20 protein-coding genes and 1 pseudogene are annotated in these 22,111 nt (G+C 64.6%); 13 read left to right on the top strand and 8 right to left on the bottom strand.

What is annotated here, in order from left to right; genetic code table 11:
- Positions 1-123 precede the first annotated feature (123 nt).
- Positions 124-1,038: a DMT family transporter gene (locus ACVIGA_RS22785; protein WP_456668061.1), complete on the bottom strand. Its 915-nt coding sequence runs from the start codon at positions 1,036-1,038 to the stop codon at positions 124-126.
- A 197-nt stretch (positions 1,039-1,235) separates the two neighbouring features.
- Here ACVIGA_RS22785 and ACVIGA_RS22780 point away from each other — a divergent pair, with 197 nt between their 5' ends.
- From ACVIGA_RS22780 to ACVIGA_RS22725, 12 genes are all read left to right on the top strand, one after another.
- A complete protein-coding gene (locus ACVIGA_RS22780; protein ID WP_456668060.1) occupies positions 1,236-1,715 on the top strand; it encodes a MaoC family dehydratase in 480 nt (159 codons plus the stop codon).
- 101 nt (positions 1,716-1,816) lie between these two features.
- Positions 1,817-2,866: a GTPase ObgE gene (gene obgE, locus ACVIGA_RS22775; protein WP_456668059.1), complete on the top strand. Its 1,050-nt coding sequence runs from the start codon at positions 1,817-1,819 to the stop codon at positions 2,864-2,866.
- A gap of 91 nt (positions 2,867-2,957) precedes the next feature.
- Positions 2,958-4,100, top strand: a complete 1,143-nt coding sequence (proB, locus tag ACVIGA_RS22770; RefSeq protein ID WP_223977771.1) for a glutamate 5-kinase — start codon at positions 2,958-2,960, stop codon at positions 4,098-4,100.
- A gap of 123 nt (positions 4,101-4,223) precedes the next feature.
- Positions 4,224-5,516, top strand: coding sequence for a glutamate-5-semialdehyde dehydrogenase (locus ACVIGA_RS22765; protein ID WP_456668058.1), 1,293 nt, complete (start codon positions 4,224-4,226; stop codon positions 5,514-5,516).
- 45 nt (positions 5,517-5,561) lie between these two features.
- Positions 5,562-6,185 (top strand): nicotinate-nucleotide adenylyltransferase, encoded by a 624-nt coding sequence (locus ACVIGA_RS22760; protein ID WP_223977877.1) that lies wholly within the window; start codon positions 5,562-5,564, stop codon positions 6,183-6,185.
- A 184-nt stretch (positions 6,186-6,369) separates the two neighbouring features.
- Positions 6,370-6,738 carry a ribosome silencing factor gene (rsfS, locus tag ACVIGA_RS22755; RefSeq protein WP_456668057.1) on the top strand — a complete coding sequence of 123 codons (369 nt, stop codon included), beginning with the start codon at positions 6,370-6,372 and terminating at the stop codon, positions 6,736-6,738.
- Between the two features lie 50 nt (positions 6,739-6,788).
- Positions 6,789-7,271 (top strand): 23S rRNA (pseudouridine(1915)-N(3))-methyltransferase RlmH, encoded by a 483-nt coding sequence (rlmH, locus tag ACVIGA_RS22750; RefSeq protein ID WP_456668056.1) that lies wholly within the window; start codon positions 6,789-6,791, stop codon positions 7,269-7,271.
- Between the two features lie 40 nt (positions 7,272-7,311).
- Positions 7,312-8,712 carry a murein hydrolase activator EnvC family protein gene (locus tag ACVIGA_RS22745; RefSeq protein ID WP_456668055.1) on the top strand — a complete coding sequence of 467 codons (1,401 nt, stop codon included), beginning with the start codon at positions 7,312-7,314 and terminating at the stop codon, positions 8,710-8,712.
- Positions 8,709-10,094 carry a S41 family peptidase gene (locus tag ACVIGA_RS22740; protein ID WP_456668054.1) on the top strand — a complete coding sequence of 462 codons (1,386 nt, stop codon included), beginning with the start codon at positions 8,709-8,711 and terminating at the stop codon, positions 10,092-10,094. Before ACVIGA_RS22745 ends, ACVIGA_RS22740 begins: the two co-directional genes overlap by 4 nt.
- A 149-nt stretch (positions 10,095-10,243) precedes the next feature.
- Positions 10,244-11,458, top strand: a complete 1,215-nt coding sequence (locus ACVIGA_RS22735) for a divergent polysaccharide deacetylase family protein (RefSeq protein ID WP_456668053.1) — start codon at positions 10,244-10,246, stop codon at positions 11,456-11,458.
- Positions 11,459-11,540: 82 nt separating this feature from the next.
- On the top strand, positions 11,541-12,044 hold the full coding sequence (locus tag ACVIGA_RS22730) for an RNA pyrophosphohydrolase (RefSeq protein WP_223977761.1): 504 nt from the start codon (positions 11,541-11,543) through the stop codon (positions 12,042-12,044).
- 46 nt (positions 12,045-12,090) lie between these two features.
- On the top strand, positions 12,091-12,603 hold the full coding sequence (locus ACVIGA_RS22725) for an RNA pyrophosphohydrolase (RefSeq protein WP_456668052.1): 513 nt from the start codon (positions 12,091-12,093) through the stop codon (positions 12,601-12,603).
- A 26-nt stretch (positions 12,604-12,629) separates the two neighbouring features.
- Here the strand turns inward: ACVIGA_RS22725 and ACVIGA_RS22720 are convergent, their stop codons facing one another.
- From ACVIGA_RS22720 to ACVIGA_RS22690, 7 genes and pseudogenes are all read right to left on the bottom strand, one after another.
- Positions 12,630-13,640: a helix-turn-helix transcriptional regulator gene (locus ACVIGA_RS22720; protein WP_456668051.1), complete on the bottom strand. Its 1,011-nt coding sequence runs from the start codon at positions 13,638-13,640 to the stop codon at positions 12,630-12,632.
- Positions 13,641-13,866: 226 nt separating this feature from the next.
- A pseudogene (locus tag ACVIGA_RS22715) lies at positions 13,867-15,536 on the bottom strand (adenylate/guanylate cyclase domain-containing protein).
- A 205-nt stretch (positions 15,537-15,741) separates the two neighbouring features.
- The gene (locus ACVIGA_RS22710; protein ID WP_456668050.1) at positions 15,742-16,149 is read right to left on the bottom strand and encodes a F0F1 ATP synthase subunit epsilon; all 408 of its coding nucleotides are present in this window, start codon (positions 16,147-16,149) and stop codon (positions 15,742-15,744) included.
- 116 nt (positions 16,150-16,265) lie between these two features.
- Complete coding sequence (gene atpD, locus ACVIGA_RS22705) at positions 16,266-17,708, bottom strand: F0F1 ATP synthase subunit beta (RefSeq protein WP_163150765.1); 1,443 nt, start codon at positions 17,706-17,708, stop codon at positions 16,266-16,268.
- A 25-nt stretch (positions 17,709-17,733) separates the two neighbouring features.
- Positions 17,734-18,612: a F0F1 ATP synthase subunit gamma gene (locus ACVIGA_RS22700; RefSeq protein WP_375777997.1), complete on the bottom strand. Its 879-nt coding sequence runs from the start codon at positions 18,610-18,612 to the stop codon at positions 17,734-17,736.
- Between the two features lie 119 nt (positions 18,613-18,731).
- Positions 18,732-20,261 carry a F0F1 ATP synthase subunit alpha gene (gene atpA, locus ACVIGA_RS22695; RefSeq protein ID WP_223977748.1) on the bottom strand — a complete coding sequence of 510 codons (1,530 nt, stop codon included), beginning with the start codon at positions 20,259-20,261 and terminating at the stop codon, positions 18,732-18,734.
- On the bottom strand, positions 20,261-20,821 hold the full coding sequence (locus tag ACVIGA_RS22690) for a F0F1 ATP synthase subunit delta (protein WP_375777996.1): 561 nt from the start codon (positions 20,819-20,821) through the stop codon (positions 20,261-20,263). Before ACVIGA_RS22690 ends, atpA begins: the two co-directional genes overlap by 1 nt.
- 629 nt (positions 20,822-21,450) lie before the next feature.
- Between ACVIGA_RS22690 and ACVIGA_RS22685 the strand changes: the two genes are divergently transcribed.
- Positions 21,451-21,942, top strand: a complete 492-nt coding sequence (locus ACVIGA_RS22685; RefSeq protein ID WP_223977745.1) for a septal ring lytic transglycosylase RlpA family protein — start codon at positions 21,451-21,453, stop codon at positions 21,940-21,942.
- The last annotated feature ends 169 nt before the right edge of the window (positions 21,943-22,111 follow it).

The following is a 22,111-nucleotide window of genomic DNA, read 5'->3' as shown; positions in this document are numbered from 1 at the left end:
GGGTGGGGTGACGGTCTCTCAACTCGGGCAGCGTCCGAGTGGAGAGACCGTCACCCCACCCCGCTGCGCATTCCGCTCCGCTACATTGCCCAGCGACCCTCCCCCTCCAGGGGAGGGTAAGAATCACGCCGGCGGATTGATCGCGGAATCCGTGCGCCCAAGCTGCTGCTCGCGCACGAAGATGTAGAGGCCGGCCGCGATGATGATTGCGGCGCCGATGATCGTGGCCCAGGACGGCACGTCGCCGAACACCACGAAGCCGAAGATCACCGCCCACACGATCATCGAATACTGGTACGGCACCACCACGCTCGCCGGCGCGAGCTTCAGCGAGCGGTTCACGCACAGCAGCGCCGCGACCGAGATGATGCCGGCGGTAAAGAACAGCACGAGGCTGCCGGCCGATGGCGTCACCCAGCCGATCGGCGAGAGCACGAGGCCCAGCATGAACGTGCCGCCGAATTGCGTGGTCGCCAGCACGATGTCGGGCGTCGCGCGCAGCGAGCGCGTGATCAGCATCAGCACCGCAAACGACAGGCTGCCGCCAAGCGCGATCATCGCCGGCCAGCTGATGGTCTGCGCCGATGGCCTGAGCGCAATCAGCACCCCGCAAAAGCCGACCAGGATCGCGGTCCAGCGCCGCCAGCCGATATGCTCGCCGAGCACCAGGCCCGACATCGCGGTGACGAAGATCGGTCCGGCCAAATAGTAGGTGATGACGTCGGCGAGCGGCAGATAGACGGTCGCCAGGAAGAACGCCGCGACCTCCAGCGTCGACAACGTGACGCGCAGCAATTGCAGCCACGGCCGCTCCAGATGCAAGAAATCCGCGCGCCGCTTCCACACGATCGGCAGCAGCACGAGCAACGCCGCGCAGGCGCGCAGCCACAGCAATTGCCCGACCGAATAGGTGGCGACGAGGAATTTGCCCATCGCGTCGCCGAACGAGAACATGAAGATCGACAGCAGCATCAGGCCAATGCCGGCAAGCCGCGCCGATCGATCGTCGTAGGAGGACAGTTTTGCGAACAGGCTCATGACTTGCGTTTCTTCGTTATTGCCGGGCACAGCCGGAACGACTGCGTTGCTTCCGCTCGCCCATGCCCGGTCGTCCGGTTTTAAAGACGTGGATGCCCGGGACAAGCCCGGGCAAGACGAATTGAACGGATTGCCGCACCTGCATCGCTGCGATACCGGTAGCCTGCCCCCGGCACAAAAAGAGCAGGAAACGCCGCATGAGTGAATTCGACCCCACCCAGCATCGCATGGTCCCCGCGCAGCGGTGGTTCGAGGATTTCGTGCTCGGCGAGCGCTTCGTGATTCCGAGCCGGACCCAGACCTCGGCGGTATTCGCGGCGTTCCAGACCGCCAGCGGCGACACCCATCCGATCCATTACGACGTCGAATATTGCCGCACGCGCGGCATGCCGGACCTGCTCGCGCACGGCTTCCAGACCCTGGTGCACACCGCACCCGGCGCCGGGCTGTTTCCCTATGTCGTGGAGGAATCGCTGATCGGCTTCCTGGAACAGTCGAGCAAGTTCCTGAAACCGGTCTATGCCGGCGATACCATCTACCCGGCGCTGGAGGTGATCGAGCTCGTCCCGGGTAAGACCACCGGCGTCGTAACGCTGCGCTCGACCGTGCACAACCAGCGCCGCGAGCTGGTGCTGGAGGGGATGCAGAAATTCCTGGTCCGGCGGCGCCCTGTTTAGCGCCAAGGGCCGCAAAAAGGCCCGAAAATTAAGGCTTTTCGCCGAAGTCGGCGCGCTTGCGGGTTGCCGCAGGGACCGGCCTGCCTTAACTAGTACGGATCATGAAATTCCTCGATGAAGCCAAGGTCTATATTCGCTCCGGCGACGGCGGCAACGGCTGCGTCGCGTTCCGGCGCGAGAAATTCATCGAGTTCGGCGGCCCCTCCGGTGGCAATGGCGGCCGCGGCGGCGACGTCATCATCGAGGCCGTCGACGGGCTGAACACGCTGATCGACTACCGCTATCAGCAGCACTTCAAGGCGCCAAAAGGCACCAACGGCATGGGCAAGGACCGCCATGGCGCCAACGGCAAATCGATCGTGCTGAAAGTGCCGGTCGGCACCCAGGTGTTCGACGAGGACCGCGAGACGCTGCTGCACGATTTCACCGAACTCGGCGAGAAATTCGTGCTGGCTGAAGGCGGCAATGGCGGCTTCGGCAATGCGCATTTCAAGTCTTCCACCAATCGCACGCCGCGCAACGCCAATCCCGGCGCGCCGGGCGAGGAGCGCTGGATCTGGCTGCGGCTGAAGCTGATCGCCGATGCCGGCCTGGTCGGCCTGCCCAACGCCGGCAAATCGACCTTCCTGTCGGTGGTCAGCGCGTCGCGGCCGAAAATCGCCGACTATCCCTTCACCACGCTGCATCCGCAGCTCGGCGTCGTGAATTACGGCGGCCGCGAATTCGTGCTCGCCGATATCCCCGGCCTGATCGAAGGCGCGCATGAGGGCGCGGGCCTCGGCGATCGTTTCCTCGGCCATGTCGAGCGCTGCCGGGTGCTGCTGCATCTGGTCGATGCGACCTGCGAGCATGCCGGCAAGGCCTACAAGACGGTGCGCACCGAGCTTGAAGCCTACGAAGGCCATCTCGCCGACAAGATCGAGATCGTCGCGCTCAACAAGATCGACGCGGTCGAACCGGACGAGTTGAAGAAGCAGAAGGACCGCCTCAAGCGGGCAGCGAAGAAGACGCCGCTGCTGATCTCGGGCGTGACCGGCGCAGGCGTGCAGGACGCGCTGCGCGCGCTGGTCGAGGTGATCGGCGAGGCGCCGGTGTCGAACAAGGCCAAGGCTCAGTCGGAACCGTGGGCGACGCCGCTGCCGCAGGGTTGAACGGCAAGTCCGAACAACGCCTGCGCCTCACAAGCACTTCCCAGCCACCTCGTGGCGCATACTGCCCCCACCTTCTTGCCAGACCAAACCCATGAAACGCCCCGCGCTCAAGAACTTTCGCCGCATCGTCGTCAAGGTCGGCTCGTCGCTATTGGTCGACTCGCAGGCCGGCGAAGTCCGCGCATCCTGGCTTGCCGCGCTGGTCGACGACATCGCAAAGCTCCACAAGCGCGGCTGCGAGGTCATGGTGGTGTCGTCGGGCTCGATCGCGCTCGGCCGCAGCCGCCTGAAGTTGCCGCGCGGCCCGCTGAAGCTCGAGGAGAGCCAGGCTGCCGCCGCGGTCGGCCAGATCGCGCTGGCGCGGACCTGGTCGGAAGTGCTCGGCCATCACGGCATCGGCGCCGGGCAGATCCTCGTGACCTTGCAGGATACCGAGGAGCGCCGCCGCTATCTCAATGCGCGCTCGACCATCGCCAAACTGCTGGAATGGGGCGCGGTGCCCGTGATCAACGAGAACGACACGGTCGCGACCACCGAGATCCGCTACGGCGACAATGATCGCCTCGCCGCCCGCGTCGCCACCATGGCGAGCGCGGATCTGCTTATCCTGCTGTCCGATATCGACGGCCTCTACACCGCGCCGCCCGCGGTCGATCCCGATGCGAAACTGATCCCGGTGGTCGAAAGCATCACCTCGGAGATCGAGGGGATGGCCGGCTCGGCCGGCTCCGAACTGTCGCGCGGCGGCATGACCACCAAGATCGAGGCCGCGAAGATCGCGACCACCGCCGGCACCCACATGCTGATCGCCTCCGGCAAGATCGAGCATCCCTTGCAGGCGATCGCCGACGGCGGCCGTTGCACCTGGTTCCTGACCCCGGCCAATCCCGTCACGGCGCGCAAGCGCTGGATCGCCGGCTCGCTCGAGCCGAAGGGCACGCTGACCATCGATGCCGGTGCAGTGGCGGCGCTGCGCGCCGGCAAGAGCCTGCTGCCAGCCGGCGTGATCCGGGTCGACGGCCAGTTCGCCCGCGGCGACGCCGTGGTGGTGCGCGGCCCCGACACCCATGAGATCGGCCGCGGTCTCGTCGCCTACGACGCCGAGAATGCCGAAAAGATCAAGGGCCGCTCCTCGCCGGACGTGATGGCCATTCTGGGCATCAGCGGACGCTCGGAGATGATCCACCGCGACGACCTCGTGATCGGCCCGGCCGGCGCGATCCCGGCCAAGTAGGCCATCGAGTAGGCCATTGGCCGAGCGGGACGGCCTGCCGCCCACCTGCCATGCCGGTTCCGCGCCTCGCCACCCCTCAATTGCCATGCTAGAACATGGCCTTAATCGAAAGCCGGGACTTCCATGAGCGCCCCCCTGAAGGCGATCGACGGCAACGCCGATCTCGCCGCCCTGATGACCGACCTCGCCGCCAAGGCGCGCGCCGCCGCGCGCGTGCTGGCGCTGGCGCCCCCGGAGCAGAAGAACCGGGCGCTCGCCGCGATTGAACGCGCGATCCGGGCCAACGCGCCGGCCATCCTCGCCGCCAATGCCGAGGACGTCGCCGAGGCGCGCGCGGGTGGCATGACCACAGCCTTTGTCGACCGCCTGACACTGACGCAGGCGCGCGTCGCCGGCATGGCCGATGGCGTAGCCACCGTGCGCGAGATCATTGATCCGGTCGGTGCCGTCACCGAAAGCTGGCAGCGTCCGAACGGCATGACCATCGAGCGCGTCCGCGTGCCGCTCGGCGTGATCGGCGTGATCTTCGAAAGCCGCCCCAACGTCGCCGCCGACGCCGGCGTGCTGTGCCTGAAATCCGGCAACGCCGTGATCCTGCGCGGTGGCTCCGACAGCTTCCGCTCCTGCCGCGCGATCCATGATTGCCTGGTGCAGGGCCTGCGTGAAGCCGGTCTGCCTGAGGCCGCGATCGCCCTGGTGCCGACCCGCGACCGCACGGCCGTCGGCCTGATGCTGACGGGATTGAACGGTGGCATCGACGTGATCGTGCCGCGCGGCGGCAAGAGCCTGGTCGCACGCGTCGAGGCGGAGGCCCGCGTTCCGGTGTTCGCGCATCTGGAAGGCGTCAACCATATCTATGTCGATGCCAGTGCCAGGCTCGATATGGCCAAGGCAGTGGTGCTGAACGCCAAGATGCGCCGTCCCGGCGTCTGCGGCGCCGTCGAGACCCTGCTGATCGATCGCAACGCTGCCGCGACGAAGCTGAAACCGCTGGTCGAGTTGCTGATCGATGCCGGTTGCGAGGTGCGCGGCGACGACATCGTGCAAGGCGCCGATGCCAGGGTGAAGCCCGCGTCCGACGAGGACTGGAACACCGAATATGAGGATGCGATCATCTCGGCGAAGATCGTCGGCAGTCTCGATGAAGCGATCGCGCATATTCAAAATCACGGCTCGCATCACACCGATGCGATCGTGACGGAGGATGCCGCCGCCGCGCAGAGATTCCTCAACGAAGTCGACTCCGCGATCGTGCTGCACAACGCCTCGACCCAGTTCGCCGACGGCGGCGAGTTCGGCTTCGGCGCCGAGATCGGAATTGCCACCGGCAAATTCCACGCCCGCGGGCCGGTCGGCGCCGAGCAACTGACGAGCTTCAAGTACCGCGTCCACGGCACCGGGCAGACACGGCCGTGATCATTGTCGCACGCGTACGGTAAACCATTGCAACAAGCTTCCACCGTGCCGTCATCCCCAGCCCAGGCGCTTCCGTTCTATACCAACGGCATGCGCATCGGGCTGCTCGGCGGCTCGTTCAATCCGCCGCACGCCGCGCATCGCGCCATCAGCCAGTTCGCGCTCAAGCGTTTGCAACTCGACCGCGTGTGGTGGTTGCTGACGCCGGGCAATCCGCTGAAGAACCATGACGGCCTGCATGCGCTCAACGAGCGTGCCGCGGCCGCGCGCCGCGTTGCCGACGATCCGCGCATCGACATCAGCTGTCTCGAAGCTGTCATCGGTGTCCGCTACACTGTCGACACGATCATCCACTTGCGCCGCCGTGTGTCCGGCGTGCACTTCGTCTGGATCATGGGCGCTGACAATCTCGCGCAATTTCATCGCTGGAAAGATTGGCGGCGCATCGCGTCCGATGTGCCGATTGCCGTGATCGACCGTCCGCCCCAGAGTTTCCGCGCCCTTGCCGCACCGGCGGCGCAGGCGCTCATGCGCTATCGCTTGCCCGAAAATCAGGCGACACGGCTGGCCGATCAGCAGGCGCCGGCCTGGGTGTTCCTGACAGGAATGAAATCCAATCTGTCTTCGACCGGACTGCGGAACCCGGACGGGAGCTGGAGAACGGCGTGAGGCGTAAAAGGGTTACTGGAATATTGAAACCATTAACCCCACATGCGTAGAATGGTGCGTGGGGCCGGATTCGGCACCCGCGATACAGTGAAAGGAATGGTCCCTGGCCACATCTGTATTGTCAAAGTCTGTTTTACCCAAGGTTCCAAAGACTGCGCGTAAAACATCGACGAAAACCGCGGCCTTGCGGGCGCAACCGGACGCCGACAAACCGGATGCCAACAAGACGCTGAGCCTGATCCTCTCCCGCCTCGACGACATGAAAGCGGAAGAGACGGTCACCATCGACCTTCGCGGCAAATCCGCATATTCCGACTACATGATCGTCACCACCGGCCGGGTTAACCGGCACGTTGGCGCGATCGCGGAAAATGTGACGAAGAGCCTCAAGGAAAACGGGGTCAAGAACATCCACGTCGAGGGCATGCCCAATTGCGACTGGGTGCTGATCGATTCCGGCGAGGTGATCGTGCACGTGTTCAGGCCTGAGGTGCGCGAGTTCTACAACCTCGAGCGGTTGTGGACTCAGAACCCGGCGGTCGCGGCGGTCTAAGGCGTATCGAAGCCGATGCGAATCGGCTGCAGCGCAGCTAGTCTGCGTTGATGCGTCTTGTCGTGATCTGCATCGGCCGCCTGAAACAGGGCCCTGAACGGGAGCTCGCCGAGCGCTACCGCGAGCGCTTCGAAGATATCGGCCGCAAGCTCGGCTTTCGCGGCCTTGAGATCCATGAGATTGCGGAGAGCCGCGCGCGCGACACGGGAGCGCGCATCGCTGAGGAGGCCGCGGCGATCGCGGCGCTGCTGCCGGAAAAGCACATGCTGGTCGCGCTCGACGAACGCGGCAAGAGCATCGACAGCGCGAGCTTTGCGCAGCAGCTCGGCCGCTGGCGCGACGAGGGGACAGCGCATACTGTCTTCGTGATCGGCGGCGCGGACGGACTTTCGCCTGAATTGCAGCGCAAGGCTTCGTTGCGTATTGCATTCGGCTCCGCGACCTGGCCGCACCAAATGGTCCGCGTCATGCTTCTGGAACAGATTTATCGGGCCGCGACCATTTTGGCCGGCCATCCTTATCATCGCGCCTGAGGCGCGGTGACGGACAGTCGAAAGCGCTGAACGCACGCGAATGCAGCACAAGCGGGACACAGCTTCGGATTCGCATCTCGCCACCGCGCGCCGCCGCTGGCTGCCGGCATCTCTGCCCTTGTCGATCGCTATGCTCGCCGCGTATCCGCTGACCGCGGCGCATGCGCAGGCAGCACCACCCACACAACAGTCCGCACAGCCGGCACCGCAAGCCGCGACGGCGGAGACATCGCCCGACGCCATCAAGCAGCGCGAGCAGGAGCTCGAGGCCGCGCGCGAACAGCAGCGCAAGGCCACCGAATTGCAGGAGAAGCTGAAGGCCGACATCGCCACGATCGGCCAGGACCGCAGCAAGCTCAATCAGCAGCTGATCGACATTGCCGGCCAGGTGCGCAGCGTCGAGACGCGGATCGCCGACGCCGAGGCCCGCTTGCAGCCGCTCGACGGCCGCGAGCGCGACATCCGCGGCTCGCTCGATTCACGCCGCTCCGAGGTGATCGAGGTGCTGGCCGCGTTGCAGCGCGCCGGACGGCGCACACCGCCGGCGCTGCTGGTGCGGCCCGAGGACGCGCTGCAATCGCTGCGCACCGCGATGCTGCTCGGCGCGGTGGTGCCGGAATTGCGCGTCCGCGCCGAGAAGCTTGCGGCCGATCTCGGCGAACTGGTGGCGCTGCGCAAGACCATCTCGACCGAGCGCGATGCGCTGGCGGGCGACCGCGACAAGCTGAAGGAAGACCAGACCCGCCTGGCGGCGCTGGTCGACGAACGGCAGCGGCAGCAGAGCACGGCCGAAAAGGACATGGAGGCCGAAGGCGCCCGCGCCATCGCGCTGTCGAAGCAGGCCGCCGATCTGCAGGGCCTGATCGCCAAGATGGAGCAGGACCTCAAGAGCGCGGCCAAGGCCGCCGCCACGGCCAGCCTTCAGGGGGCGCCGGCGACGGTTAACGGCAAGCCGAATCTGGGGGCCTTGAAGGACCCTGCCCGGATGAGCCCGGCGGTCGCCTTCGCCTCGGCCAAAGGCCTGTTCTCCTATCCCGTGAACGGCACCAAGATTCGCGAATTTGGCGGTTCCGACGGCGCGGGGGGCGTACAAAAGGGCATTTCTTTGGCCGCCAAACCGGGTGCGCAGGTCACAACCCCGTGTGACGGCTGGGTTGTTTACGCTGGTCCTTTCCGCAGCTATGGACAACTCTTGATCCTCAATGCCGGGGGCGGGTATCATGTCCTGATCGCCGGGATGGAGCGTATTTCGGTAAACATCGGCCAGTTTGTGCTAACGGGGGAGCCGGTTGCGACCATGGGGTCGACGTCCCAGGTTGCATCGATTCTCGCGACCAATGCGAGCCAGCCAGTGCTCTATGTCGAGTTCCGGAAAGACGGCACTCCAATCGATCCAGGTCCATGGTGGGCCGCAAATGAAGGCGAAAAGGTTCGCGGATGATGCGCAAGACTTCGGTAATTCTCCTTAGCGCCGCCACCGGCGCGGCCCTGACGCTTTTCGTCACGCAGCCCCGCGCTGTGCTGATGGGATCGAGCGCGCGCGCCGCGACGTCGGACACCTACCGCCAGCTCAATCTGTTCGGCGACGTGTTCGAACGGGTGCGCAGCGACTATGTCGAGAAGCCGGATGACAGCAAGCTCGTCGAGTCCGCGATCTCGGGCATGCTGTCCGGCCTCGACCCGCACTCGAGCTACATGGACGCCAAGAGCTTCCGCGACATGCAGGTGCAGACCCGCGGCGAGTTCGGCGGCCTCGGCATCGAGGTCACGATGGAAGATGGCCTGATCAAGGTCGTCTCGCCGATCGACGACACTCCGGCCTCGAAGGCCGGCATCATGGCCAACGACATCATCACCAACCTCGACGATGAAGCCGTGCAGGGCCTGACGCTGAACCAGGCCGTCGAGAAAATGCGCGGTCCGGTCAACACCAAGATCAAGCTCAAGATCATCCGCAAGGGCCAGGACAATCCGATCGACGTCACGCTGGTGCGCGACAACATCCGCGTCCGCTCGGTGCGTGCACGGGTCGAGGCCGACGACATCGCCTATATCCGCATCACCACCTTCAACGAGCAGACCACCGAAGGCCTGAAGAAGGAGGTTGCCAACCTGCAGAGCCAGATCGGCGACAAGCTGAAGGGCTACGTCATCGACCTCAGAAACAACCCCGGCGGCCTGCTCGAAGAAGCCGTCACCGTGTCCGACTCCTTCCTGGAGCGTGGCGAGATCGTCTCGACCCGCGGACGCAACGCCGAGGAAACCCAGCGCCGCGCGGCTCACCCCGGCGACCTGACCAAGGGCAAGCCGGTCATCGTGCTGATCAACGGCGGCTCGGCATCGGCCTCCGAAATCGTCGCCGGCGCGCTGCAGGACCACAAGCGTGCGACGCTGGTCGGCACCCGCTCGTTCGGCAAGGGCTCGGTGCAGACCATCATCCCGCTCGGCTCGGGCAACGGCGCGCTGCGCCTGACCACTGCGCGCTACTACACGCCGTCGGGCAAGTCGATCCAGGCCAAGGGCATCGTGCCCGACATCGAGGTGCTGCAGGACGTGCCGGAAGAGCTGAAGGCGCGCACCGACACCAAGGGCGAGGCCTCGCTGCGCGGCCATCTGAAGAACGACGGCGACGAGAAGACCGGCTCGCAGTCCTATGTCCCGCCGGACGCCAAGGACGACAAGGCACTGAAGATGGCCGACGACCTGCTGCACGGCATCAAGTCGACCTCGAATGCCACGCCGGCACCGGCCACCGCATCCGGTGACAAGGCGACCGGCGACAAGGCCGCCGCCGACAAGCCGGCCAACAAGTCCGCGAACTGATCCCATCCAATTGATTCGACGAACAGGGCGGCCCTCGGGCCGCCCTTTCTGTTTTCGCCGTCCACCGCCGGCCGTGCTTTGACGGGGAGGCGGCGCGCGGGAATGCACCGCATCGTGTTATCGTTCGCGCTGTTGATTCGGGGAGGGTCATGGCAGAAGCGGCCGACGAACTGAGCACGCCGCTTGGGCAGCAGACCGTGAGCAGGACGCGCCGTGTCCGCCTGCCGTTCACGGCGATGCAGGCGCTCGCCGTCCTGCTGGGCCTCGTGCTGGTCGGTTTCGCCGGCGTCGCCCTGTTCAACGACAATCCGCTCGGCGGCGAACCGATTGCCCGCATCACGCTCCGTAATCCCTCGCCCGCAGCGGCCGACGACAAACACGCCCCGGCCGAGCCGGCGGTCAAATCCGCCGCCAAGGCGCCGGCCGCAGCCGGCGATGCCAAGAACGACGCCAAGACCGTCACCATCATCGACGGCTCCAGCGGCAAGCGCCAGGACGTCGTGATCGGCGCTGGCGATCCGGCGGAAAAGACGGCGGATGGCGATGCGCCGCCTCTCGCCATGACTGGCATCGACCCGCGCCTGCTGGAAAAATCGCGCTACGGCATGATCCCTGTTGTCGCCGACGGCCTGAAGCCGTTCACGGTCTATGCGGGTGAAGCCGACCGCGCCAAGGCCGCCCGGATGCCCGTGGTCGCCATCGTGGTCGCCGGCCTCGGGGTCGGCGCCGCCAAGACCACTGACGCCATCATGAAGCTGCCGCCGGCCGTGACGCTGGCCTTCACACCCTACGGCGCCGACCCCGGCAAGCTCGCGGAACGCGCCCGGACCCAGCGCCACGAGATCCTGCTGCAGATCCCGATGGAGCCGTTCGACTATCCGGACAACGATCCGGGCCCGCAGACCCTGCTGACCACGTTGAGCAGCGAGCAGAACCTCGACCGTCTCTATTGGCACCTCAGCCGCCTGCAGGGCTATGCCGGGATCGCCAATTTCATGGGAGCCCGGTTCGTCGCGACCGATCCGGTGATGCAGCCCATCGTGCGCGAAGCGGCCAAGCGCGGTTTGAGCTTCTTCGACGACGGTTCCACCCCGCGCAGCCTCGCGCAGAGCCTCTCGGCCGGCCAATCGTTGCCGTTCGCCAAGGCCGATTTCGCCATCGACGTGGTGCCGACATCGGCGGAAATCGACCGCGCGCTGGTCAAGCTGGAAACAATCGCCAAGGAACGCGGCACGGCCGTGGGCGTCGCATCGGCGCTGCCGGTCTCGATCGAGCGGCTCGGCGCCTGGCTCAAGACACTGGACTCCAAGGGCATCATGCTTGTGCCATTGACAACGGCGATGCTGAAATCAAAATCGGGCTAGAGATCAATCTGTTGGTGCAACCTAAGACCTTGCCGGGGGGCCGGGTCGGGCGACACCAGGAACTGTGCGAGGTAGCGGCAGCATGGCACGTTATGAGGACCTGCCCTATCGAACCTGCGTCGGCATCATGCTGCTCAATACGGCCGGGCTGGTCTTCATCGGACGCCGCGCCGGCGGCATCGAGCATGTCGACGACGCCCATGTCTGGCAGATGCCGCAGGGCGGCGTCGATCCCGGTGAGGATACGTTTCAGGCCGCGCGACGCGAGCTCTATGAAGAGACCAGCGTCAAATCCGTGGAGAAGCTCGGCGAGGTCTCGGACTGGCTGATCTATGATATCCCGCGCACCGTCGCAGGCCGCGCCTGGAAGGGCCGCTATCGCGGCCAGCGGCAGAAGTGGTTCGCATTGCGCTTCACCGGCAACGAGAACGAGATCAACGTCGCCCACCCCGGCGGCGGCCACAAGGCCGAGTTCGTCACCTGGCGCTGGGAGCCGATGAAGAATCTGCCGGAGCTGATTGTGCCGTTCAAGCGTCCGGTCTATGAGCGCGTCGTGAAGGAATTCGCCGGTCTGGCGGCCAAGTAATTGGCCAGGTGATCGGCCAGATCAACGCGCGACGCACCGGTCGAGAATGTCATCAGATAAACCCTATCGCCCCAATGTGGGCATCGCGCTGTTCAACGGCGACGGACGCGTGCTGATCGGCCACCGGATCAAGGACGACGGTCCGGAGATCGTGCTGCCCGGCCTCGAATGGCAGATGCCGCAAGGCGGCATCGACGCCGGCGAGGATCCGCGCCAGGCGGTGATGCGCGAATTGTGGGAAGAAACCGGAGCGGTTAACGCCGACTATCTCGGCGAGACCGACTGGATGACCTACGAATTCCCGGCCTATGACGGACCGGCATCGCATCGGCTGGCCAAATTCCGCGGCCAGCGGCAGAAATGGTTCGCGCTGCGCTTCACCGGACGCGACGACGAGATCGATCCGTTGATGCCGCGCAACGGCCAGCCCGCCGAGTTCGATCAATGGCGCTGGGAGCGTCTCGATCGCGTCGCCGATCTCGTGGTGCCGTTCCGCCGCGAGGTCTATCGCGCGGTCGCGATCCGGTTCGCGGAATTCGCTAAAGCGCGATTAGGTTGAATCGTCATCGAGCTTTAGATTCTTGTTCAAGCATGATCTTTTCGGAGAACCGCTTCACACTTTTCCGGATCATGCTCTAGCTGATCCTGCGGCGGAAGACGCCGCGCATCGCCCGGCGTCATGCCGTAGGTCGCGCGGAACACGCGATAGAAGGTCGCAATGCTGTCGAAGCCGCATGAGAACGCGATCTCGTCGATGCCGCGTTCCTGCATCGATGAGAGAAGCCGCATCGCCTCCTTCAACCTCGTCGCCGTCAGCGTTCGTGCAAACGAGAGACCGGTCGGCTCGAACAGTGCATGCAATTGCCGGAGTGAAATGCCGAGCTCGGTGGCCACCGCAGCCGGCGTGAGCCCGGCGCGATGCAGATCGCGCAGCAGGATTTCGTGCGCGGCATGGAGGTAGCCGGCATGCAGCGCGGCACGGATCTCATCCTGGCGCGGCCGCACGCGTCCGCGCGCAAGCAGCGCCAGGCGCACCATATGCGTGACCTCGCCGGCGAACCGCCCGGCTTGCGCCGGATCGCGCGTCATGGAGCGGAACATGGCGCCGACCAGCCGGGTCAGGCTCGCATCACGCGCCAGCGCGACCAGCGGCACGTCCTCGATCCGGGCACCGAGCACGAGCTCGTCGGTGACGGGAATCTTGAGGCTGAAGAAGCGAAAACCGTCGGTCCGGTCGGGCGTCGACGCAAACGGAAGATTGGAATGGCCGAACACCATATCTCCGTTGCCTACCCATTGGATGCGATCGCGGCCGATATTCATGTGGCCGGGGCCGCGCACCTGCCAGCCGAGATGCAGGCTGTTGCTCGGAATGCGTCCGATGTCGGATGAGGTCCGGCTGACGCGGTAGGATGACGCCGACATTTCCGCCAGCACAGCATCGCCGACCTGCGTCGCGCAAAAGCGTCCGTGGAAATCGGGCCGCCTGTCGCGCTCGAGCTCTATGGTGACCCCGAACAGGTTTTTGCCGCGCACGTCGCACCAGTGCTCGAAACGGTCCTGCGGGCGGAGAGCATCGGTGGAAAAAGTCAGCACAGCATCTTGTCCGTTACGTCAGAAGTAGCATCCCGATGCGATCGGGCCAATTCGTCATCGCGCCGCAGCTTGTCATCGGTAGACGATCGCTGCTGTTAGCTGCTTCACATTTCTCGGATCGCGCTCTACTGCGCGACGAGGTGAGGCTAACTCCTCATCGCGCATTAGCTCCTTGTTTGAGCATGATCTTTTCGGAAAACCGCTTTGCACTTTTCCGGATCATGCCTTAGTTCGGGCCAACCGTGAACGGACCGACCGCGATGACATGGCAGTCGCTGTCGCGCTTGGCGCAGTCGCCGAGCGCAGTGTTGATCGCGCCCTGCTCGTTCTCCGCCTTCAACCCAAATCCCGGCCGCCCCTGAGTCCCGACCGCAACCGCATTCCAGCCTGCCGTCGCTTCGGCAAGCTTCCGCGCGACGTCGCTCCGCTCGCCCGGCACGATGACCGAGCTGTCCGCGGCCTTGAAGAAGCCGGTCACGCGCAATGTGGACGGAACCGGAACCACGAAGACATCGTCGACCACGACGATCGTGCAGGGCACACCCGCGACCGCGCCGCAGCCCTGCAAATTGCGCCGCGCCGATTCCTCGAGCGAATCGATGCCCGAATTGAAAAAGAAGTGACCACCCGGACCGAGCGCGATTGTTCGCGTCTTGCGCCCCGGCACAAACAGACTGTCGAGCCGGGCCTTGGCCGCCTCGCGCAGCAGCGGAACATCCTTGGTGGCGTACGGCTTCTCGACCAGCGCATCACGCTTGACCCACGGCAACGGCGGGACCGGCGGTAGCCCATGGGCATACACGATCGTATTGCCGACCGCATACAGCTCGCACTTGCGCGGCGAGCCCACATTGTCGGCACGCTTCTGGCACTGCTCCAGCGCCGAGGCCTTCGCCGCATCCGCGTTCGGCTGCGCCACGCTCCAGCCGGAGAAACCGTTGATGTTGATGGCGAGCGCCTTGGAATCGCCCGCGGGCAGATATTCGATCGCGAGCGCAACGCGGGTGCGGTCGCTGACGAACGGAATGATGTCCCGGCGAGCTTGTCGCCTGATGTGATCGATGGCGACGGCGAGGATGCCGATGCAGCCGGCATCTGCGGCGACGCAGGCTTGGCAGCCGGCGCTGTCGACGCTGATGGCGACGGTGCGACCAACGGTGCCAGTGAAGCCGATACCAGGGGCGCGGGTGCCGGCGTGGAGCTTGCCACGACCGCAGGCTTCGTCGCCGATGTCTCCAGCTTGGTGTAATAGAGGAAGCCGCCGACGCCGATCGCAGCCAACAGCACCACGGTGATGGCAGCGGGCCACATCCAGGCCGGTGCGCCCGCAGCAGCGGCCTTGATCGGCTTCTTGACCTGCGGCATCGCGTAGGTGCCGTCCTCGCGCCGCATCGCCACCATGTAGGCGTGCACGGGGGTCGGGATGTTCTTCACTTCCTGCGCGCCGATGTCGGCGAATTGCACCGACAGCTTGTTGGCGACCTGCTCGTGCACGGCGCGCGACACGCAGATGCCGCCGACTTCGGCGAGGCCCTCGAGCCGCGCGGCGATATTGACGCCATCACCAAGCAGATCGCCGTCGCGCTCGACCACATCACCGATGGTGATGCCGATCCGGAACGACATCTGCCGGCTCGGCGGATAGGCCATGTTGCGCGTGCGCAAGCTTTCCTGGATGTCGATCGCGCAACGCACGGCCTCGACCGCGCTGGGAAATTCCGCGAGCACCGCATCGCCCGCGGTGTTGAAAATGCGGCCGCCGCACTTTGCAATGAAATCGTCGGTGACCTGACGATAGGAGGCGAGCCGCCGCAGCGTCTCTTCCTCATCCTCGGCGACCAATCGACTATAGCCTGCAATATCGGCCGCGAAGATCGCTGCGATCTTGCGCTTCATGAGGACCAGCCCCGCAACCCAAATATGCCGGGCAGAATGCCGCCAGACTCTTCCGGGCGCAACAAGCATTCAACGCCCGCCGGGGTACGGCGAGCGTTGAATGCTTCAAGTCTTCGTAGACGATGACTGGAAAAGTGTGAGCGATTTCACAAGGAGAGCCGGCTCACTCGGTGCTATGGCGCGATCGCTGGTCGGCAACCGCGCCTTAGTGCATAGCCGTGGTGTTGAGCTCGTGCTGGATGCTCTTGAAGTGGTCGAGCCGCTCGATCGCGTGATCGAGCTCGGAGCCTTCCTGCTCGGCGAGCTTCTCTTCCATCTCCTTGATGGTCTCCGCGAACTTCGCACGATCAAGTTCGGCAATCGTGGTCGCGACGTCGGCGAGCACGGTGAGGCCCTTGTCCGACACTTCGGCGAGGCCACCGAGCACGATCACCTTCTCGCGCTTGCCGGCGGTCGTGATGGTCAGGATACCCGGACGAACCGTGGCAATGACCGGAGCATGACCGGCGAGCACACCGAAATCACCCTCCACGCCGGGGACGTCAACCTGATCGACCTCGCCGGAGAAGGCGAGCTTTTCGGGAGAGACGAGATCGAAGTGGAAGGTGGTCATGGTCTTTCCGTTCTTTGCGCTGTCACCCGCGGGCTTGACCCGCGGGTCCATCAGTCAAAACAGTTCTCGTTCGATGGATCGCCGGATCAAGTCCGGCGATGACGACATCATGAAGCTTAGGCCGCCTCGGCGGCGAGCTTCTTGCCCTTCTCGACGGCTTCTTCGATGGTGCCGACCATGTAGAACGCCGCTTCCGGCAGATGGTCGTACTTGCCCTGGCAGAGATCGCGGAAGCCCTTGATGGTGTCGGCGAGGTCGACGAACTTGCCCGGCGAGCCGGTGAAGATTTCGGCGACGTGGAACGGCTGCGACAGGAAGCGCTCGACCTTGCGGGCGCGGGCAACCGTCAGCTTGTCCTCTTCCGACAGTTCGTCCATGCCGAGAATGGCGATGATGTCCTGCAGCGACTTGTAGCGCTGGAGGATCTGCTGGACGAGACGCGCGGTGTTGTAGTGCTCTTCACCGACGACCAGCGCCGACAGCATGCGCGAGGTCGAGTCGAGCGGGTCCACCGCCGGATAGATGCCCTTTTCCGAGATCGCGCGCGACAGCACCGTGGTGGCGTCCAAGTGCGCGAACGAGGTGGCGGGCGCCGGGTCGGTCAAGTCGTCGGCCGGCACGTAGATCGCCTGCACCGAGGTGATCGAACCCTTCTGGGTGGTGGTGATGCGCTCCTGCAGCGCGCCCATGTCGGTCGCGAGCGTCGGCTGATAACCCACGGCGCTCGGAATACGGCCGAGCAGCGCCGACACTTCCGAACCCGCCTGGGTGAAGCGGAAGATGTTGTCGACGAAGAACAGCACGTCCTGGCCCTGGTCGCGGAAGTGCTCGGCGACCGTCAGACCGGTCAGGCCGACGCGGGCGCGGGCGCCCGGCGGTTCGTTCATCTGGCCGAACACCAGCGCGCACTTCGACTTCACGCTCGGATCCGGATTGTGCGGATCGGCGTTGACCTTCGATTCGATGAACTCGTGATAGAGGTCGTTACCTTCGCGGGTCCGCTCGCCGACGCCGGCGAACACGGAGTAACCGCCGTGCGCCTTCGCGACGTTGTTGATCAGTTCCTGAATCAGCACGGTCTTGCCGACGCCGGCGCCGCCGAACAGGCCGATCTTGCCGCCCTTCGCGTACGGAGCGAGAAGGTCGACGACCTTGATGCCGGTGACGAGGATTTCCGCTTCGGTCGACTGGTCAGTGTAGGACGGCGCTTCCTGGTGGATGGCGCGCAGGCCTTCGGACTTGATCGGACCGGCTTCGTCGATCGGCTCGCCGATGACGTTGATGATGCGGCCGAGCGTGCCTTCGCCGACCGGCACCCGGATCGGCTCGCCGGTGTCGGTCACTTCCTGACCGCGCACCAGACCTTCGGTGATGTCCATCGCGATGGTGCGGACGGTCGATTCACCGAGATGCTGTGCGACTTCGAGCACCAGGCGGTTGCCGCCGTTCTTGGTCTCGAGCGCATTCAGAATCGCCGGAAGGTGGCCTTCGAACTGCACGTCGACCACGGCGCCCGTGACCTGGGTAACGCGACCGATCTGATTGGCTGCTGTAGCCATGGACTGTTCTCCTTCGAAATCTGCCTTAGACCGCCTCAGCGCCGGAGATGATTTCAATCAGCTCCTTCGTGATCTGGGCCTGACGGGTCCGGTTGTAAATCAGGGTTTGCTTGCGGATCATTTCGCCTGCGTTGCGCGTCGCGCTGTCCATCGCGCTCATCTGTGCGCCGTAGAACGAGGCGTTGTTCTCCAGCAGCGCACGGAAGACCTGCACCGCAAGGTTGCGCGGCAGCAGGCTGCCGAGAATCTGGTCCTCTTCCGGCTCGTATTCGTACGAGGTCGCGGGAGCCGCGCTGGCCGCAGGCGCAGCCACCTCGAGCGGGATGATCTGCTGCGCGGTCGGAACCTGCGCGATCACCGACTGGAAGCGCGAATAGAACAGCGTGCAGACATCGAACTCGCCGGCCTCGAACCGCGCCAGCACCTTGTTGGCGATATCCTCGGCGTTGACGAAGCCGATCTGCCGCACGGCACGCAGGTCGAGGTGCTCGACGATCCGCTTCTCGAACGTCCGGCGCAGCTGCTCGTAGCCCTTGCGGCCGACGCAGAAGAATTTGACTTCCTTGCCCTGCGCGAGCAGCGCGTTCGCCCGCTCGCGCGCTAGGCGCACGATCGCGGAGTTGAAAGCGCCGGACAGGCCGCGCTCGCCGGTGCAGACCAGAAGCAGGTGCACCTGGTCGTTGCCGGTACCCGCGAGCAGCGCCGGCGCGCCGGGCGTGCCGTTGGCAGCGGCAGCGATGTTGGAAATCACCGCGTCCATCTTGGTGGCATAGGGCCGCGCCGCCTCGGCGGCGTTCTGCGCACGGCGCAGCTTCGAGGCTGCGACCATCTGCATGGCCTTGGTGATCTTCTGCGTCGCCTTGGTCGAGGCGATGCGGACCCGCATGTCTTTCAGTGACGCCATTCTTCGTCCACCCCGGCAATCCGACCACCAGGGTCAGATCGCAAGCCTCTCTGTTCCTATCGCCCGGCCAACGGCCAGGCGATGCCCTTATGCAAAGGTCTTCTTACGCAAACGTCTTGTTACGCAAACGTCTTGGCGAAGCCCTCGACCACCGTCTTGAGCTTGGCGGCGACGTCGTCGGACAGATCGCGGCTGGTGCGGATCGCGTCGAGGATCTCGACGTTCTTGCCGCGCAGCAGCGAGAGCAGGCCGTCCTCGAACGCCTTCACCTTGTTGAGCGGCAGCGGATCCAGGTAGCCGTTGGTGCCGGCCCAGATCACGCAGACCTGCTCTTCCATCTTCAGCGGCGAGAACTGCGGCTGCTTCAGGAGTTCGGTCAGGCGCGAGCCGCGGTTGAGCAGGCGCTGGGTCGAGGCGTCGAGGTCCGAGCCGAACTGCGCGAACGCCGCCATTTCGCGGTACTGTGCGAGCTCGCCCTTGATCTTGCCGGCGACCTTCTTGGTTGCCTTGGTCTGCGCCGACGAACCGACGCGCGACACCGACAGACCGACGTTCACGGCAGGGCGGATGCCCTGGAAGAACAGGTCGGTTTCCAGGAAGATCTGGCCGTCGGTGATCGAAATCACGTTGGTCGGAATGTAGGCCGACACGTCGTTGGCCTGGGTTTCGATGACCGGCAGCGCGGTCAGCGAGCCCAAACCATGCTCCTTGTTGAGCTTGGCGGCGCGCTCGAGCAGGCGGGAATGCAGATAGAACACGTCGCCCGGATAGGCCTCGCGGCCCGGCGGGCGGCGCAGCAGCAGCGACATCTGGCGATAGGCGACGGCCTGCTTGGACAGATCGTCATAGATGATCACGGCGTGCATGCCGTTGTCGCGGAAGTATTCGCCCATGGTGCAGGCGGTGAACGGCGCGATGTACTGCATCGGCGCCGGATCGGACGCGGTGGCCGCGACGATGATCGAGTATTCCAGCGCGCCCTGCTCTTCGAGCACCTTGACGAACTGCGCAACGGTGGAGCGCTTCTGGCCGATCGCGACGTAGACGCAATACAGCTTGAGGTTCTCGTCCGGCTGGGCGTTCAGCGGCTTCTGATTCAGGATGGTGTCGAGCGCGATCGCGGTCTTGCCGGTCTGACGGTCGCCGATGATCAGCTCGCGCTGGCCGCGGCCGATCGGAATCAGCGCATCGATCGCCTTCAGGCCGGTCGCCATCGGCTCGTTCACCGACTTGCGCGGAATGATGCCGGGCGCCTTGACGTCGACGCGCTTGCGTTCGGTGGCCTGGATCGGGCCCTTGCCGTCGATCGGATTGCCGAGCGCGTCGACGACGCGGCCGAGCAGACCCTTGCCGACGGGCGCGTCCACGATCGCGCGGGTGCGCTTGACGGTCTGGCCTTCCTTGATCTCACGGTCGGCGCCGAAAATCACGATACCGACGTTGTCGGTTTCGAGGTTGAGCGCCATGCCGCGCGTGCCGTTCTCGAACTCGACCATTTCACCGGCCTGAACGTTGTCGAGACCGTAGACGCGGGCAATACCGTCACCGACCGACAGCACCTGGCCAACTTCGGTGACTTCGGCTTCCTGGCCGAAATTCTTGATCTGGTCCTTGAGGATCGCAGAAATTTCTGCGGCGCGGATGTCCATCAGCCTGCCTCTTTCATCGCGTTCTTGATCGAATTGAGTTTGGTGCGAAGCGAACTATCCACCATGCGGCTGCCGAGCTTGACCACCAGGCCACCAATAATGGAGGGATCGACCTTCACGTTGAGCGCGACGTCCTTGCCCGTCACTGATTTCAGTGCGGCCTTCAGCCCGTCGAGATTCTTGTCACTGAGCTGCTCGGCGACGGTGACTTCCGCAGTCGCCTCGCCCTTGAACTTCGCCACCAGCGCGCGGTAGGCGCGGATCACATCGGCCACGGCAAACAGCCGGCGATTGGCGGTGAGCACCTTGAGGAATTTTGCCGACGTCCCGGAGATGCCGGCCTTGTCGAGCACCGCGGTCAGCGCCTTGAGCTGGGCGTCCGCGGAAAACACCGGGCTGCGGACCAGGCGCTTGAGATCGGCGCTCTCGTTGAGCATGGCCTCGAATTTGTCGAGGTCGGCCCGGACCTGATCGACGGATTGCTCGTCGCGCGCCAACTCGAACAGGGCCGTTGCGTAACGACCGGACACTCCCGAAACGGACGGATCTTCAGCAGCCACGAGCTCGCTCTTTTTTGCTGTCAAATTCGCAAGGGAAAAACCGTCGCCACCAAAGCAGCGCCTAGCGATCCAAGCCCTTGGAATTCAAGCGGGACTTCGATTTTCGACCGGCACAGGACGTGCCGGGATCGTTAAAATCGCGGCTTTGCTAACATAGCAATCGCGCAGGTGCAACATGACGGCATCGTGCGAGCCGCCTTGTCGCATGCGGTTTTTCGCGACCGCAGCCGGCGCTCGAATCGGAAAAATTCGGCGCGCGGAAATTCAGCGCGCGGCCCCCGCTTCGCGCCACCGCGGATTTGTTCCATCGAAATTTGCATGGGCCTATGGCCGAGCGCGCAAGGAACCCGAAACGCCCCGCCGCTTCATTTGGCGATTACTTACTGAAAACTTACTGCCGGCCTACTAATCAGTATTCGTATGTATATTAGTAGTTAAAAATTAGTTAAAGGCCAAGATTACGGAACCTCGATTGAATACCCCGAAGCGGTAACAAGATATTTCAACCCGAGACAATCGGGATTTACTGCCCAATTCGTGCCTCATTGCGAAACCAAACGGCTTTGGTCAACGAAGGGACGGGGGTCCACTTGCCGCGTTTGTGGCAATACTGTCTGAGGGTCTTATCAATGCTGAATATCAAGAAGGCGGCGGGCAATGTAACCCGCTCGCGTACGGCGCTTGCATTTGTAGCCGCAACTATCCTGGTCGGGGGCAGCGTGACGGAGGCGTCCGCGAAGTCCAGGCACCATCATCAGCGCCACCACCATCATCACCACGCCCGCGCCGAAGGTTCGTCCTGGCGCGACGCCAATGCATCGATCCAGCCGTCCGGCGGCCACACGTTCTCGGGGATGGCCTCCTTCTACGGCAATGAGTCGGGCAGCCGCACCGCTTCCGGCCAGCGCTTCAACCAGAACGCCATGACCGCGGCCCATCGCTCGCTGCCGTTCGGCACCAAGCTCCGCGTCACCCATGGCGGCCGCAGCGTCGTCGTCACCATCAACGATCGTGGCCCGTTCATCCGCGGCCGCGTGCTCGACCTCTCCACCGGCGCAGCCCGCGCCATCGGCCTGACCGGTGCCGGCGTCGGCCGCGTCACCGCCGAGGTCGTCTCCTAAGGCGTTCAGTACGCGTTGCGTTGTGTAACGGCCGCGAGGCCTGCTTCGTACCAAAAGGCCTGCCGTCGCAAATGACGGCAGGCTTTTTCTTTTGCGAGCCGTCGTCATTCCGGGGCGATGCGCCAGCATCGAACCCGGAATCTCGAGATTCCGGGTCTGGTCCTGCGGA

Source organism: Bradyrhizobium sp. USDA 3240, assembly GCF_054063295.1.
Note: the sequence above shows the minus strand (reverse complement) of the source record. Positions and strands in the feature narration are given on the sequence as shown.